The 16,591-nt window shown below is 34.4% G+C and carries 10 protein-coding genes and 1 pseudogene; 2 read left to right on the forward strand and 9 right to left on the reverse strand.

The annotated features are described in order from the left end of the window. Nucleotides 1-417: 417 nt before the first annotated feature. The 8 genes and pseudogenes from ACQ9BO_RS22380 to ACQ9BO_RS22415 all read right to left on the reverse strand — a co-directional run bounded on the left by ACQ9BO_RS22380 (nucleotide 418) and on the right by ACQ9BO_RS22415 (nucleotide 13,294). Complete coding sequence (locus ACQ9BO_RS22380) at nucleotides 418-2,160, reverse strand: glycoside hydrolase family 43 protein (RefSeq protein WP_431242543.1); 1,743 nt, start codon at nucleotides 2,158-2,160, stop codon at nucleotides 418-420. Nucleotides 2,161-2,190: 30 nt separating this feature from the next. After that, complete coding sequence (locus ACQ9BO_RS22385) at nucleotides 2,191-3,183, reverse strand: glycoside hydrolase family 43 protein (protein WP_431242544.1); 993 nt, start codon at nucleotides 3,181-3,183, stop codon at nucleotides 2,191-2,193. 59 nt (nucleotides 3,184-3,242) lie between these two features. Then, nucleotides 3,243-4,676, reverse strand: a complete 1,434-nt coding sequence (locus ACQ9BO_RS22390; protein ID WP_431242545.1) for an MFS transporter — start codon at nucleotides 4,674-4,676, stop codon at nucleotides 3,243-3,245. Between the two features lie 220 nt (nucleotides 4,677-4,896). After that, the gene (locus ACQ9BO_RS22395; protein ID WP_431242546.1) at nucleotides 4,897-5,838 is read right to left on the reverse strand and encodes an endo-1,4-beta-xylanase; all 942 of its coding nucleotides are present in this window, start codon (nucleotides 5,836-5,838) and stop codon (nucleotides 4,897-4,899) included. A gap of 382 nt (nucleotides 5,839-6,220) precedes the next feature. Next, nucleotides 6,221-8,914 carry a glycosyl hydrolase 115 family protein gene (locus ACQ9BO_RS22400; protein ID WP_431242547.1) on the reverse strand — a complete coding sequence of 898 codons (2,694 nt, stop codon included), beginning with the start codon at nucleotides 8,912-8,914 and terminating at the stop codon, nucleotides 6,221-6,223. A gap of 71 nt (nucleotides 8,915-8,985) precedes the next feature. After that, on the reverse strand, nucleotides 8,986-10,149 hold the full coding sequence (uxuA, locus tag ACQ9BO_RS22405; RefSeq protein ID WP_431245190.1) for a mannonate dehydratase: 1,164 nt from the start codon (nucleotides 10,147-10,149) through the stop codon (nucleotides 8,986-8,988). Between the two features lie 238 nt (nucleotides 10,150-10,387). Beyond that, a pseudogene (locus tag ACQ9BO_RS22410) lies at nucleotides 10,388-11,148 on the reverse strand (SDR family NAD(P)-dependent oxidoreductase). Then, nucleotides 11,141-13,294 carry an alpha-glucuronidase family glycosyl hydrolase gene (locus tag ACQ9BO_RS22415; protein WP_431242548.1) on the reverse strand — a complete coding sequence of 718 codons (2,154 nt, stop codon included), beginning with the start codon at nucleotides 13,292-13,294 and terminating at the stop codon, nucleotides 11,141-11,143. Before ACQ9BO_RS22415 ends, ACQ9BO_RS22410 begins: the two are co-directional and overlap by 8 nt. 651 nt (nucleotides 13,295-13,945) lie before the next feature. Between ACQ9BO_RS22415 and ACQ9BO_RS22420 the strand changes: the two genes are divergently transcribed. Further along, a complete protein-coding gene (locus tag ACQ9BO_RS22420) occupies nucleotides 13,946-14,209 on the forward strand; it encodes a hypothetical protein (protein WP_431242549.1) in 264 nt (87 codons plus the stop codon). A 189-nt stretch (nucleotides 14,210-14,398) separates the two neighbouring features. Beyond that, nucleotides 14,399-15,355, forward strand: a complete 957-nt coding sequence (locus ACQ9BO_RS22425; RefSeq protein ID WP_431242550.1) for a L,D-transpeptidase family protein — start codon at nucleotides 14,399-14,401, stop codon at nucleotides 15,353-15,355. A 61-nt stretch (nucleotides 15,356-15,416) separates the two neighbouring features. Here the strand turns inward: ACQ9BO_RS22425 and ACQ9BO_RS22430 are convergent, their stop codons facing one another. After that, complete coding sequence (locus tag ACQ9BO_RS22430) at nucleotides 15,417-16,379, reverse strand: hypothetical protein (RefSeq protein ID WP_431242551.1); 963 nt, start codon at nucleotides 16,377-16,379, stop codon at nucleotides 15,417-15,419. Nucleotides 16,380-16,591 lie beyond the last annotated feature (212 nt).

Below are 16,591 nucleotides of genomic sequence, written 5' to 3' on the forward strand. Positions count from 1 at the left end.
CCGTTCTGTTCCGTTCTGTTATGCTAAAGTAGATAAAATTCTTTTATAAAAAATTGTTTTTTATATTAATTATGTTAAGTTTTTAAAATTCTATATTTCAATAATTTGGGCATGTCCCTCCGGGTCGGACTATTCGTTGCAAGTCCTCGCACTTCCTTCGTCAGGCTCCGGGCTTTCCACTGCTATCCCTCACGCGAAACGGTTTCAGAAGAACTTTTACGTAACCTTTGTCATTCCGAGGAACGAGGAATCACACTAGGAACTCCGCACAGAACGTCGCCAATCTTTGTCGAGCTACTCGTGGAGATTTCTCCTCCGTCAAAATGACAAACTGGTCGGAAAAACTATACAGCCAATCTTTGTCGAATCCCGCGTGTGATCCTTCCTTCGTCAGGACGACAAACTAAACGGGAAAAATTACCTCTCAAAATGCTCACTCGACGTATACATCGCCAAATACGTCCCTACAAAACCTCCCGCTTCCTTTGTGCTCAAAATAGAACCATCAACATCTTTAATTAATAAATTCCATTCTTGTTTGTCTGTCGTTTTATAATAAAAACTATACTTTCTTCCATTTCCTTCAATCTTTACAAATAATGTTTTATCATTATTTAAAAGCTCTTTTTTAGCAATAATCTCCGATTTTCCATTATTGATTTTGCTGGCTGTTCTTTCTACAAAAACTTCTTGCTTCCCTTCTGAATTCAATCGCTTTCCAATCAGCAAATAATGTTTTTCATTCTGAAAAGCGGTCAAACCTGCAACTTGTAAATTATCTTTTGGTGTAAACTCAAACTTTACTGAAGCTTCAAATTTTAAATGCTGTTGTCTTCTTCCTATAAACGAAAAATTAGTTTCAGTATGAATGGATTCTTTTCTAGGTTTGATTACTAGTTTTCCGTTAGTCAGTTCGTACCATTTTTCAGAAGGCGTTCTGATGAAATTCCATTTCAAACTCAATTCATTCGAATCAAAATCATCTTTCCAAACAAAATTCCCATTATTCGGTTCTGTTTTTTCTTTTGAAAGAGGCAAATCCGGACGCTTGTTTTTCATCGGAATGGCTTCGTTACCGCCTACAATTTCCGGCCAGCCATTTTTCCATTCTACAGGCATCATAAAAGTTTCTCTGCCTGTATTATATAAATCGCCTTCATAAGGACGACAGCCTAAAAATACAGACCACCAATCGCCATTTGACAATTGTACAAAATCAGCATGACCTGTTGTGGAAACTAAATTTTTACGATTTGGATCTAAATGTCTCTGTGTCAAAATCGGATTATGGGCATAACTTTCATAAGGGCCGTAAACATCTTTACTCCTAAAAACCACTTCCGAATGATTGAAACCGGTTCCGCCTTGCGCACAAATCAGATAATAAAAACCGTCTTTTTTAATCACATGCGGACCTTCAATCCAGACTGGTTTTATCGCCATATCGGTTCCGCCGTTAATAACTAATTTCGGTTCTGATATGATTTTTTGTTTTTCCAAATCGTATTCCAGCATATAAATGGCTCGGTGGCCATCATGAAGCGAAATATTATTAGGTGGAGGGCCATTATGTGTGATATAAACTTTTCCGTCTTCATCAAAGAAAATGTCCGGATCGATTCCGTCAACTTCAGGAAGTTTAATTGGATTTGACCAAGGTCCGGCAGGATTCTTAGCCGTAACAATAAAATTGCCAACACCGCTGACATTGGTACAAATCACATAAAAAATGCCTTTACTATATCGAATCGTTGGTGCATACATGCCGCCTGACAAACGAGAATTACCAAAATCGGCTTGTTCACGACGATTTATAATATTTCCAATCTGTTTCCAATTCACCAAGTCCGTGCTTTCAAAAATGGGAAGACCTGGAAAATAGCAAAAAGAAGAATTAACTAAATAAAATTTTCCGTCTGCACTACAAATCGTAGGATCAGGATAAAATCCAGCTAAAATCGGATTCAAATATTCCGCATCTGATTTAGAAATATTGGTATATGCATCATCTTTTCCTTGATAATCAAACCAATCAAAAACAGCAGTATTTTCTTGAACAACCGGTTGTGGTTTCAAGAAAATTTTTTTACATGCCATTACGCTAACCATAGAAAAGGTTAATACTGTAATTTTTAAACTAGCTGTTCTTAAGTCAATCATCTTCAGAATTAATTTTGAAAAATCGTCTTTTTAATCTTCTTTATAAGGATCAATCGTTACAATCGAACCATCTTCATTGTATTCAATTTTGGTCACTTTTATAGATCTCAAATGCGTTACTCCTTTCGACAAACTCGAATCATGGTAAAACAAAAACCATTCATTGTCTATTTCGCAAATCGAATGATGCGAAGTCCAACCTACAACCGGATTTAAGATTCTTCCTTGGTAAGTAAAAGGCCCGTAAGGACTATCGCCTATTGCATAACAAATAAAATGTGTATCGCCTGTTGAATAGGAGAAATAATATTTTCCGTTGTATTTGTGAAGCCATGAAGCTTCAAAAAAACGACGGTCGTTGTCACCTGCTAGAAGTTCGTTTCCATTTTCATCGAGAATTTTAATCTCTTTTGGATCTTCTGCAAACTCTTTCATATCATCCGTAAGCAAAGCCACAATTGGACCTAATGCTTTTTCATTTGTCTTTGGTTCTTCATGTGATTGATCATATACATTGTTTCTATATTTTTGAAGTTGACCTCCCCAAATACCTCCGAAATAAATATAATGCTTGCCATCGTTATCCTCAAAAACTGCAGGATCGATACTGTAGCTTCCTTTTATAGCCAATGGTTCAGGCTTAAAAGGGCCAGTTGGAGAATCACTTATGGCAACACCAATTTGGAAAATTCCATCTTCGCGTTTTGCCGGAAAATACAAATAATATTTGCCGTTTTTGCAGGCCGCATCTGGCGCCCACATTTGCCTCACAGCCCATGGAACATCGTCAACGTGTAATGCTAAACCGTGATCTACAGCTTCTGCATCTACATTATCCATAGAAATAACGTGATAATCCTCCATCCCAAAATGGTCTCCGTTATCATTAAACGGAATCCCTGCATCAATGTCATGCGATGGATAAATATATATTTTGCCGTTAAAAACGTGTGCCGATGGATCGGCAGTATAAATATGATTTACTAATGGATTTGAAATCGCGCGCCTATCTAACGCAAGCAAAGTCAATGTTTTCAATACTATCTTCAGGCATATTCTCTTTTTTTAATTTTTTAAATACATTAAACTCTTCTTTCTTTTAAATCAGATTCAATCTGCACTTCCATTTTCTTGTCAATTTTATAGAAAAACAACAATCCTGCACCAATAAGGAAAGGTATTGCTGGAAAAATACTTACAAGCAGTTTTATTCCGTTTATAGCAATATCCGATTGCACTGCGGCATTTGGAACATAATTAAAATATCCTAATAATGAAGTTGTCAAAGCACCTCCAATACTCAAACCAGCTTTTAGTCCCACCATCATTGCCGAGAAAATAATAGCAGTTGCACGACGGTTATTCAGCCATTCAGAGTAATCGGCAACATCGGCAATCATTGCCCAGAGAATTGGTATTGTTATTCCGTAGAAAAATCCGTGCAAGATTTGGGAGAAAAATATCAATCCGATCGATGTTGGCGGGTAGAAATAAAAAGCGATTATAAACAAGGTTGAAATAAACAGAAACAATCTAAAAACATTTCGCTTTCCGTATTTATCAGCTAGATTTTTAGACAACGTGATACCGAGGATCATAAAGATAATGCCACCCGCATTAAACAATCCGAAACCTGCTGATACTGGATCATTACCAAAATGATTCAACCCAATATTGGTCAAAAAATCCAAAATAGGCTGAATAAAAATGGCTAATTGTTCTTTATCGACATAATTTTCAAAATAATAAACATAGGAACCACCTTTCATTGCCAGAGTTACAAAAACCAAAGTCGTCAACGAAAGCATTATGACCCACGGTCTGTTTTTGATCAAATCGCTTAAATCTTCTTTTACGCTTGATTTCTGTTCTGGTTTTGGAATAATTCTTTCTTTAGTTGTCAAAAAAGTAATTAAAAGCATTATGGTTCCAATAATTGCGAGAACAGTCATTACTTTTTCTATACCAACAGCTTTATCGCCATTTCCAGCACTTTTTATAATTCCGAGCATAAACACCTGCACAAAAAACTGTGCAAACATAACCGCCACAAAACGATAAGACGACATACTGTTTCGCTCACCCATATCGCCTGTAATTACGCCACTTAAAGCCGAATAAGGCAAATTGTTTGTCGCATAAAAAAGCAATAATAAACTATATGTTGCTACTGCATAAATTACTTTTCCCTGATAAGAGAAATTAGGTGTTGTAAAAGCCAGTAAGGCGATCACGCCCAAAGGCACGGCAGTCCATAAAATCCAAGGTCTGAATTTTCCCCATTTACTGTTCGTTCTATCGGCTAAAACACCAATAAGCGGATTAAAAACAAAAGCGGCGATCAAACCTACAACGAGCATTATTATAGAAGAATGTGCAGGTGATAATCCGTAAATATCGGTGTAGAAATAAGCCAGATATGTCATCAAAGTCTGAAAGACTAGATTTGCGGCAAGATCGCCTAAGCTGTATCCAATTTTTTCCTTTATGGATAGTTTTTGGGAATTAAAATTCATTATTGGTTTGTGGTTATTATGGTTAGTTTTATAATCAATTCTTACATTTTTTTGATTATATCTGTTAGCTCTTGCACTGATTTCAAAAGGTTTTTACTTAAGCAATCGGTTGTGTAAAATTAGCAAAAAAAATATACCATGCAAATTTACCTTGCTTTATTACATTATTTTCACAAAAACAGTCTGTTAGGATTTCCAATAAATAGAATTCGCATTGTTTTTATTCTTTTTTCGCTTTAAGCCGCAAAATATTATCGTACGCTTTTTTATGTTTCAAATCGGCATCAAATGGCAACGGATAATTAGTTCTTCCTTTTATTGGCCAGTCGTTTAGCCATGATTGCCCGTCATGAACGCCCCAAAACGTAACTCTGCTTATTTTATCTTTATGTTTTAAAAATAGTTTAAAAATCGATTTATAACGTTCTGCCAATTGTGTCTGAACGGAATCAGGTAATTTTTCTGGATACGGGTTCATTTTAGGATTTCCTTCGAATTTCTGATTTACATCTGCTCCTTTTAAATCCCACGGATTTGGCAAAACTGTAATGTCTAATTCTGTAAAAGCGACTTTGATTCCTAAAGCCGAATATTCCAAAATACTTTTTTCGATTTCTTCTATTGAAGGACTGTTCAATCGCCAATGTCCTTGAATTCCTACTCCGTCAACTTTTCCACCTGTCGCTTTTATTTTTTTGATTAAAGCAATCGCTCCGGCTCTTTTTGCAGGTTCTTCGATATTATAATCGTTGTAATACAAATCTACTTTTGGATCTGCTTTTGCCGCAAGTTTGAAAGCATCAACTAAATATTGTTCTCCAAGCGTATTCAAAAAAACTGATTTTCGTAAAGTTCCATCTTCGTTTAAAGCTTCATTTACAACATCCCAGGAACCAATTCTTCCTTTATATTTAGAAACAATCGTCGTGATATGGTCTTTCATAAAAGCCTTCATTTCTGTACTGTCTTTTATTTTTTCCATCCAAGGCGCTAATTGGCTGTGCCAAATTAAAGTATGTCCGTGAATAAACATTTTATTTTTTTCGCCATAAGCCACAAATTTGTCAGCTAATGTAAAATCATACTTATCCTTTTGCGGATGCACAAACATTGATTTCATAATGTTTTCTGCAGTAATTGCATTAAACTCTTTTTTAATCAAGGAATCTTCTTTGGTATTTTTTCTTGAATTTGGTCTGCACTTAAAGCCGTTCCGATGTAGAAATCATCTTTGTAGGCGTCTTTTAGCGACAGCGTTTCTTTTTCGAAGAACAGCTTACCATCATCAGCGTTGCGACGGCAAACAAATAAGGGTTAATAAATTTCATATTTTGTAGTTTTAATAGTTAATAGTTTTTCTCTCAACGGAGACCTGACAGGTTTTTAAAACCTGTCAGGTCTAATATTTACTCATAGTTTTGTCATTTCGACGTAAGGAGAAATCTTCACAAGAAACTCTACAAAGTTGATCCTGCATGCGGAGCTACTAACGAAGATTTCTCCTTACGTCGAAATGACAAACAGAACGTAGTATTATAAAAATATCATTCCTTTCTAAAACTCTCTGGCGGTCCTAAATACGACTCCAAAACTTTTCCTTCTTCGGTTTCAATTACAATTTTTTGAAGCACTAAAGCCGGATCAATTCCATAAATCTTTAGAATATGATTTCCTGCTTTTTCAATGTTATGTGTCGATGTAATAATCTTAATATTATTTGCAACCGACTGTGCCCAATTTTTCTCAGAAGAATCTGTATTAAGGTTCATGATTTGCGGTTTTTCATTGTCAAAGCCAATTCCGTATTTTAAGCCATCACCCATTTTAAAATTGATTGTCGGCGAAAAATAGGCTTTTACTTTTACAATTCCTTTGCTGAAAAAATGAACGTTGTATTCTAATCTTTGAGATTGTTCCGAGATTTCGATAGGTTTTACATTCGAAGGTTTTAAAGTTATTCCAGAATCCGTTTTGCCAAGATTTGGAATTATAGTCCATTTTACTGCATCCGAATTAATTGCTTTTGAATAATTTTTGCTTTCTATCGAAATATAACCGTTGTCTTCAACAAAACCTCGAACATCTTCTAAATCTCTATTTTTATTAATTGATGTTTCAGCCTTCGGAGAATCTTTAGCAGAAACTTCTACTTCTGATTTGTTTAAAACCTCAACTGTTTTAGTTTTCGGAATTACATTTTTATCCGGTTGTTGCCAATTTGTATAACCAATGTGTGTCTGAGACATCATGTGATTCCATTTTCCATTCGCCACTTTGGTATGATAATAATTGGTCAGCAAACTGTCTTTTTCAAATAACTCTTTTACTTTTTCAGCATATTCATTTGCCGAAGCTCTACCTTCCTCTGCGTAAAAATGATTTTTGGCTGTCGCTACATACAGTTCATTTAAATTAGAACTTGCCAAAACGGGAAATAAAACTAGCTGATAAAAAGCATCTTTATATTCTGGCTTCAATTTCTCGTTTATCGAATTGGCTTTTTCAACCAATTTTTGATAATCTGCTACAACCTCATCGGCTTCGTTATAATTTGTGATACTATACGTTTTCTCATCCAATAATTCAGGTTTTCTGCGTGAATTATATTTGGTGTACAATTTTAAAACCTCAGCAATTTCAACTGAAAACTGATCATCAAAATTCTCTTTTGCCCAATTCACATAATAATCTTGTAAGTTTCCGGCATTAAACTTTTCAGGATTCCAAGCCATATCAAGGAAAAATTCAATCGGAAATTCCATTGGCTTTATATCACCCACATTTACGATCCAAATTTTATCAACTCCATGTTGATATGCCAAATCCATTTGTTCCCACGTACGCTCGATTTGGTTGGTATTGATCCATTTATAATTTCTCGGTCCGCCCACATAATCATAATGATAATAAATGCCATAACCGCCTTTTCTTGGTTTGGCATTCAGTTCTGGCAGTTTTCTGATATTTCCCCAATTATCATCGCATAATAAAAGCGTTAGATCATCGGGCACCGTCATTCCTTTGTCGTAATAATCCTGAACTTCTTTGTAAAGTGCCCACATTTGTGGAGTTTCTTCTACTGGCTTCTTCGTAACTTCTGAAATGATATTTCGTTGCGTTTTTACGATATTTTCCAAAAGCCCAATTGCCGTTCCTTCGGTCATAGGTTCATCGCCGTCGCCTCGCATTCCAATCGTCACAATGGTTTCTTTATTTCCCATTCGTTTAATTCCATCTTTCCAGAATGTAATCAAAGCCTCTGAATTGGTGTTAAAATCCCATTTTCCATTTTCTTTTCCCCATTCAGCATGCGCTCTTGTTAGCGGTTCATGATGCGAAGTTCCCATCACAATTCCGTATTCATCGGCCAAAACAGCATTCTGAGGATCATCCACATAAAACATTCTTCCCCACATGGCCGGCCATAAATAATTGCCTTTCATTCTCAAAATCAATTCAAAAACGTTGTCATAGAATTTCGAATTGAATCCGCCAAATTTTTCAAATGCCCAGCCTGTTAAAGCCGGCGCTTCATCATTGATAAAAATCCCTCTATATTTTACTTTTGGTTCTCCCTGCGAATGAATTCCAGGCAAAACATGCAATTCTGATTGTTTTTTAACCGGAACATCTGCCCAGTAATACCAAGGTGAAACTCCAATTTGGCTAGACAAATCGTAAATTCCGTAAATCGTTCCTCGCTTATCAGAACCCGCAATTACCAAGGCTTTTTTGATTCCTTTAAACGGATTTTCAACAATTTGAGTTGTAAATTTTTCCCATTTTCCCTGAAGTTCTTTGGCATCAATTTTTCCTTTTTTGGCTAATTGATTGATGATTTCGCTTTTTCCTAAAGTTCCAATTATGACAACAAAATCTTCTGCTTCAGAAATCTTTTTTATTCTTTTCGGATGCAAATCTGAAACTTTAAAAAGATCGTTTTCTAAATGTCCTGTTACTTTTAAAACTCCAGCATAATCTTTATCGTCAACCAAAATCGGAGTTATTTTTCCTTTTGAAACTAAAGGAAAATTTTTAGCAGAAGCCTGATTGACTATATATTTCTCTGGATTTATGGCATACGAATTTGCGCTTAATCCGATTAGGAAAAGCAGAGAAATTATGGATGCTATTTTATTTTTTAAATACATAGAAATATAGTTTTTAGCTTTTACGCTCAGTTTTGTCATTCCGAGGAACGAGGAATCTCCGCAAGTAACTCCGCAACGTAAACCCAATCTTTATAGAGCTTCTAGCGGAGATTCCTCGTTCCTCGGAATGACAAACAAGGCGTGTGATTTCAATAATATTACAAACTCAACTTATAAGCAATTCCCATTTCCAAACCTCGTAATTCCGCTAAACCTTTTAATCTTCCTGTTAGCGAATAACCCGGATAAGTTTCTGTTGTTTCATCAACTCTATGCAGAAAACCGTGATCTGGGCGTACTGGGAGACTTACTTTTGTTTTATTCATCAACAACAAAAGTTTTTCTACAATTACAGGCATATTTGCGTCACCGTACAAATGCTCAGATTCTCTGAAAATACTTTCGCTTTCGCGGATGGTATTTCGAAGGTGCAGAAAATGGATTCGGTCACCATAATCATCAATTATTTTTTCAAGATTATTTTCTGGATCGGCGCTTAATGAACCTGTACAATAACACAATCCGTTTGCTGTTGATGGAACTGATTCAAAAATGGCTTTTAAATCAGCTTCTGTAGAAACAATTCTTGGAAGTCCTAAAACTGAAAAAGGCGGATCATCGGGATGAATCGCTAATTTTTGTCCATTTTTCTCTGCAATCGGAGTTACTTCTGATAAAAAATAAATCAGGTTTTCTCTTAGTTTTTGATTGTCGATTTCGGCATAATTTTCTAAAAGTGATAAAATCTGCTCGGTTGTAAAATTGATTTTACTTCCTGGCAATCCTAATAAAACATTTTTAAACAACAATGCTTTTTCATCTTCAGATAATTGATTTCCGAATTGCAACGCTTTTTCTTTTTCAGCATCAGAATAATCGTTTTCTGAATTTGGTCTTTTCAAAAGAAATACATCAAAAAAGGTAAATGCATCCTGATTGTAGAGTAAAGCTTTGCTTCCATCTTCGTTTATAAAATTGTGATTCGTTCTCACCCAATCCAGAATCGGCATAAAATTATAAGTAATGATTTCAATACCGCATTCCGCCAGATTCTTCAAACTGATTTTATAATTTTCAATGTATTGCAGATAATTTCCAGAAGCACGTTTTATTTCTTCGTGAACAGGAAGGCTTTCAACAACTGACCATTCTAAGCCCGCATTTTTAATTATTTCCTGTCTTTCCTTAATCTCGTCGATTGTCCAGATTTCTCCAACTGGAATATGATGCAAAGCTGTCACAATTCCTGTTGCTCCTGCCTGTTTGATATCTACTAAAGTAACGTTGTCCTGAGGCCCGAACCAACGCATTGTTTGTTGCATTTTTGTCATACTTATTTTTTTAATGCCACGAAGGCGCTAAGGCACAAAGTTTTTTTCTACCATTAAGATATTAAGTTCATAAAGCTAAGTCTTTAATTATCCTTTTTTCTTTAGGTTTAAGTCCATAAAGTCACGCCTTAATTTTCTTTTTATCATAAAGATTGAGTTCAAAGTTTTGCTTAATTTTCTTAATGCCTTAATGGTAAAAAAACTTAGCGCCTTCGTGGCATTTTCACAATTAAAAACCAATACTATTTCCGCCATCAACGGGCAAAATAGTTCCGGTTGTATATTTTGATTCGCTTAAAGCGAAATAATAAACCGCATCTGCAATATCTGAAGGTTCTCCTAAAAAGCCCATTGGTGTTCTTCCTAGTACTTTATTTTTTCTTTCCGGATCGCTATCTAAAGCTTTTGCCGACATTTTAGTTTTGATAAAACCAGGAGCAACACAATTTACGCGAATTCCGAATGGAGCTAATTCTACCGCCATAGCGCGTGTCATTGATTCGATTGCGCCTTTGCTTGCTGAATATGCAATTACTTTTGGAATTCCGTATTGTGATGCCATCGAGCTGATGTTTACAATACTTCCTGCTCCATTTTCTTTCATATTTTTTACAACTGCTTTACTAACAGCAAAAACACTTAAAAGATTGGTATGAATTATCGATAAAAAATCTTCATCGGTTACGTCTAAAAATTCTTTTTCAGATTGATTCCTGCGTTGTTCACTAAAATATCAATCGGATTATCTTTTGTGATGTTTTCAATCATGGCAGGAATTCCGCCCAAATCATTTAAATCGAAGATTATCGGAATAGCATTTTCGCCAATTTCCTTGCAGGCTTCTTCTGTCTTATCTTTTGATCTTCCTATTATATACGTTGTGATTCCGTTATCACAAAGTTTTTTTGCTGTTGCAAATCCTAATCCCGAATTTCCTCCGGTTACAATTGCTGTTTTTTTGCTCATAATTTTTAAAATATATTTATCCATTTCCCGGTGCAAAAGGAAATCTTAATGATTTAAAATAGTCTAAAGTCTGTGTTGGTTTTTCTACTCCCGCCGGAAGTTCTTTGCCAGAAAACTGCTGAAAATACAACAAACACGCATCACGCCACCATTTTGCTTCTTTATACTGAATTCCGAGTAACATTTTTACTTCATTAAAACGTTCGCTATCGATATATTTCTCAGTTTTGTTCCAAATATCCTGCATTGTTGCAACCTCATCAACGCCTTCCTGATATTTTAAAGCTAAACCATTCCAAAGCGTTTGTCCGTTTTTCAATTTATAATCCCATGAAACATGATGAAACCATAAAAGATCCTTTTCTGGACAGGTTTTTAAATTATCAAAAAGATTTGCAACTTCTGGAGCATATTGCGAAACTGCATTTGTTCCCGATTTCGATCGGTCAAAACCAATTCCGTTTTTATCTGCTTTATGGTAATACGTCGGATTCCATTCTGGTCTTGAAAGATTCGAAACCCAAGGTCCTGGCCCGTAATGATGTCCCGTGTCCATAATATGATGCAACCCGAGTGGTGTCATATAATTAACAACAGCTTCACGAGAATCCATCATCATATTTTTAACTGGTTTAACGAAATTTTCGTCATTAGAAAAAGTACACCTCAACCATTCATCAGCAATGGTTTCAGAATCTAAATACGGATTCCATGCCAATCTTCCGAAACCGTACCAATTCGCCTGCGCAAAAGGATGTCCCGTCCAGTTTAAATCGTTTCCGATATTGGCAACGCCCGCAATTCCGGTTAGTTTATTTTGATATAAAGTGCCGTCAACAACTTTGGCAACAGTGGAGCCTTTCCCTTTTTGAAATGTATCAGATTCTAAAACTTCCTGAAATAATTTAGGCAGAAAAACCAAATGTGTGCTGAAACCTAAATACTCCTGCGTAATTTGAAATTCCATCATTAAAGGTGTTTTTGGCATTGCTCCAAATAACGGATGAAAAGGTTCTCTCGGCTGAAAATCAATTGCTCCGTTTTTTACCTGAACGATTACATTTTCTTTGAATTTTCCGTCATACGGCTGAAATTCGGCGTAAGCTTGTTTGGCGCGATCATTCGCATCATGTTCTGAGTATACAAACGCTCTCCACATAATTACGCCACCAAAAGGCGCAACGGCATCGGCAAGCATATTGGCTCCGTCAACATGATTTCTTCCGTAATTTTGAGGACCGGGCTGACCTTCAGAATTGGCTTTTACTAAAAATCCTCCAAAATCTGGGATTCGTTTATAAATTTCAGCCGATTTATTTTTCCACCAATTTATAACTTCAGGATCTTTCGGATCAGCTGTTTTTAGGTTTCCAATTTCAATTGGTGCCGAAAATCTTGCCGTTAAATAAACTTTTATTCCGTAAGGTCTGAAAACATTTGCTAAGGCTTCGACTTTTTCTAAATATTGTGGCGTCAGAATTAAAGCGTTTGCATTTACATTGGTTAAAACCGTTCCATTGATTCCAATTGAGGCATTTGCTCTGGCGTAATCGATATAACGCTGATCTATAAAATCAGGCAATTTTTGCCAGTTCCAAAGTGAAAATCCAGCGTAACCTCTTTCAACTGTTCTATCAAGATTATCCCAATGATTCAGAATTCTGATATTTGTTTTGGGAGAATCGGCAATATTTAAATTTTTAACCGACTTATTCGTCTGCAAAATTCTCAGGAAATTAAAAACTCCGTACAAAACAGCAACATCATTTTTTCCGGTAATAATGATTTGTTTTTTATTTTGAATGGAAACCGATTTGATGATAAAACCTTCAGTATTTATTTTATCAAGATCAGAACTGACTGTTTTTTCTATTTCAGGATTTAATAAAGACTCAACGCCTACGATCAGGTTATTTTCTTCTTTTATTTCCGATTTTATTTCGGGAACATTTCCCAGCATACCTAAAAATCCGGCTTTAAGTTCTTTCTCAGCAATTTTAATTGTTTCGGAATTTCCTAAAACAACAATTCCTTTAAGATTGTTTTTATATTCTGAAGTCATTAAAGTATTATTTACGGCATTATATTGAAGCCACAATTTATAATCCTTTTGTGCCGAAGCCGAAAAGGAAATCAGAAGAAATAGGAAAACAAATCTTAATGAAATCATTTTGGTTTTTAATTTATTCTTTAAAATTTCAAATTTGAATGAATCAGTGTTTTTCGTCTGTATAGAAATATTTAATAAAATTTTAATTCAAAAATTACATTATTCTAAATAAAACAACAATTGCAATCGGTTGCGTAAAAATATAGGATTGTTGTTGAAGAAAAAAACTTTTGCTTCATTTTTTTCAAAAAATAATTTCTTTAACAAATAAAGGCAGGATAATTTGAAAAACTATCCTGCACTTTCGTTCATCACCTTACTGCAATTTCCAATTTTAACAGTTATTATTTTTTTTGAACATTTTCTTAAAATACAAACCTCAAAATATTAAGATATTTTTTATAAATTTGAATAGAAATACCGATTTCCCCAAATCATTTTTTTCACAACTTACTGCTTGTTTCCAATACTTTACAAAAGGATTTATAACGTAAAATCGAAAAAAAATGAAAAACTTTACTTTTGCCGTAATTCTTTTACTGGGAATTTTTTTAGTCCCTTAAATGTTTTTTCAAAAAATGATCTTCATCTTCCTGAAGCATCAAAAAAATTGTTTTTTCTGCCTATTCTCCAGAAATTACTACTACTTCAATAACTGCATTTTTTAAAAAGTATTCTGATTTAAAAGCCTATCAAACGGATGTTGCGGCTTTGTATAAAAATAAAGCCTATAAACCGATTTGGTTTGAAGGAAATGATATAAATGAGTTTGGGTATCTTTTATATCATAAATTAAATTCAACTTACGAAGAAGGCGTTCAGATTGAAATTCCGTATAAAAAGAAACTTGACGAAGTTTTTAATGAGGAGTCGACATCAAAATCAAAAATTTCAGATTCTGACACGGAACTTTTATTGAGTTCCATGTACATTTTATATGCAAAACATGTTTATCAAGGAATTGATGCTCGCTGAGCAAGATAAAATTCAATGGTATTTGCCAAAGAAAAAATTCTCATATGAGACATTACTAGATTCAATTGTAGGCAATCCAGATTTATTAAAAGAAAACAAACATGTTCTTTTTAGCCAATATTATAAACTCCAAGAAGTTTTAAAAAATATCGTGAAATCGAAAAAAGCAACCAATGGACTCCAATCTACATGGACACGCCTTATAAAGATTTACGTCCAGATGCTACTTCTCAAACCATTGCTGACGTTAGACATCGTTTATTTATAATTGGCGATTTAGCCACCGATTCAAAAAGCAATTTTTATGATCAAGAGTTGATGGATGGTGTAATGAAATACAAACTTCGACACGCGTTAATGCCAAATTACATTCTTTCAAAAGAACATATCGATCAAATGAATGAACCCATCAGCGACCGCATTAAAACCATAATGCTGAATATGGAGCGTTGCAGATGGATTCCGCCTTCTTTAGAAGATCAACAGGAATATGTAATGGTTAACATTCCGTCGTTTATGTTGTATTTTGTTAGAGATAAAAATTTTGATATTGTATCGAAGGTTTTTATTGGAACGCCTTTAACCAAGACTGTAATTTTTAGTGGGCAAATCGACCGTATTGTTTTTAGTCCGTATTGGTATGTTCCAACGAGCATCATTCAAAATGAATTAAAACTAAAAATGGCCGAAGACAAAAATTATCTGGCTGACCATAATATGGAATGGAATGGCGGAAAAGTGAGACAGAAACCTGGCCCAGATAATGCTTTAGGACTTGTGAAATTTATGTTCCCAAATCCGAATGATATTTATATGCACGATTCACCATCAAAAAGTTTATTTGGCTTTGAAAAACGTATTTTCAGTCATGGCTGTATCAATGTTGAAAAAGCAAAAGATCTTGCCATTTCAATGCTAAAAGATTATCCGGAATGGACGACTGACAAAATAGATGCGACAATGAGCGGCGAAAAAGAAACTCCTTTTTTCCTAAAGAAAAAAATCCCAATTTATATAGGTTATTTTACCGCTTGGGTAACTCGAGATGGAAATATGAATTTTTATCCTGATGTTTATCAAAGAGATACTCGCCTAAATGGAATGTTGTTTCCACAAGACACTGCTTATAAATCGGATCAAGAATAAACCTCATCAAATAAAAAAACCTCCCAAAATAAAATTTATTTTGGGAGGTTTTTTTATTTCTCTACTTCTTATTGACGTACTTGTCTAAAATATATTTTGTAACTGGTCTTAAGGGACTATTATTTTCTGGATGTCTTCCGTGATTGTTAAAAAAATCAATGCTATCTCCTCTTTTTGCATACCATATAATTGCATTATGATTCTTATCAAAATAAACTGTTGTATCACAAACCTTTATTTTCTTAAGACCAACTAAATTCTCATCTAATAACTCCACAGGATTACCACTTATAAATCCTTCAGATTTTAAATTACAATCTACAATTTCATAATGATCACCTGACCATTGCATACATTCTTTTCGTGGTAAGGCTAAAAAAATTATTAAACCCAATCCAGCTAGAACAGCCACAATTGCTAAATATTTAAATTTATTAGATTTTCGTTTCTCATCTAAATTAACAAAAGTCGATACTGGTGTTTCTTCAGATTTAGCTCCTTTACTTTGAACTGGTAGAGGTTCTTCCATAACAAAATCTGTTTTTGAATCATTAGAGTTTTCAATTTCAACTTGATCATTCAAATTATCAGAAGCGACTTCTTTAGCAGAATTATTAGGGATCGTCAATTCATTGAACAATTCTAAATCTTCTTCATCTATTTGTTTCCTAAACTTATTAAAAGGTCTTGGGCGAAGATCTACAAGTATAGCGGCCAATTGAATAGTGTCTTCAGATGGTTTCTCAGTTTTACCTTGAAAAAATCTCTTAACCGCTTCTAATTTGTTCATCTCATCATCTCCAAACAAATTCTTTTTATCCTTATCAAATGGAAAATCAAAAAAAGATTCAAAAGCATTTAAATCTTCTTTATCAGAATTTGACTTAAATCTTTTGACACATAATTTTCTAAGATTTGCAGGTGTTGGCGAACTTAAATTATTTGAATAATCCCCTTCTTCTTTTTCCTTTTCATATTTCGCTTTAATAGCATTTTTATAATCTTCAAAAGTAATGTTTGACATAGGCATTTGAACTTTTTACAACTTTTCTAAAGTACTTTATTCTACTTTTTGTGACTTTTTAGAACTTATCCTGACTTTAAAAAAACTAATTAGACTTTCCAGACTTTCTGATCAATACAGCTCTAAACCCAACATAACTTTGCCTCAACAAAATTAGTTAACGTTATGACCTGCAGGTTAAAAACAAAAATACAAAACTAGTTTTATTAAAA

This window comes from Flavobacterium sp. P21, from assembly GCF_050632225.1.
Taxonomy (GTDB): domain Bacteria; phylum Bacteroidota; class Bacteroidia; order Flavobacteriales; family Flavobacteriaceae; genus Flavobacterium.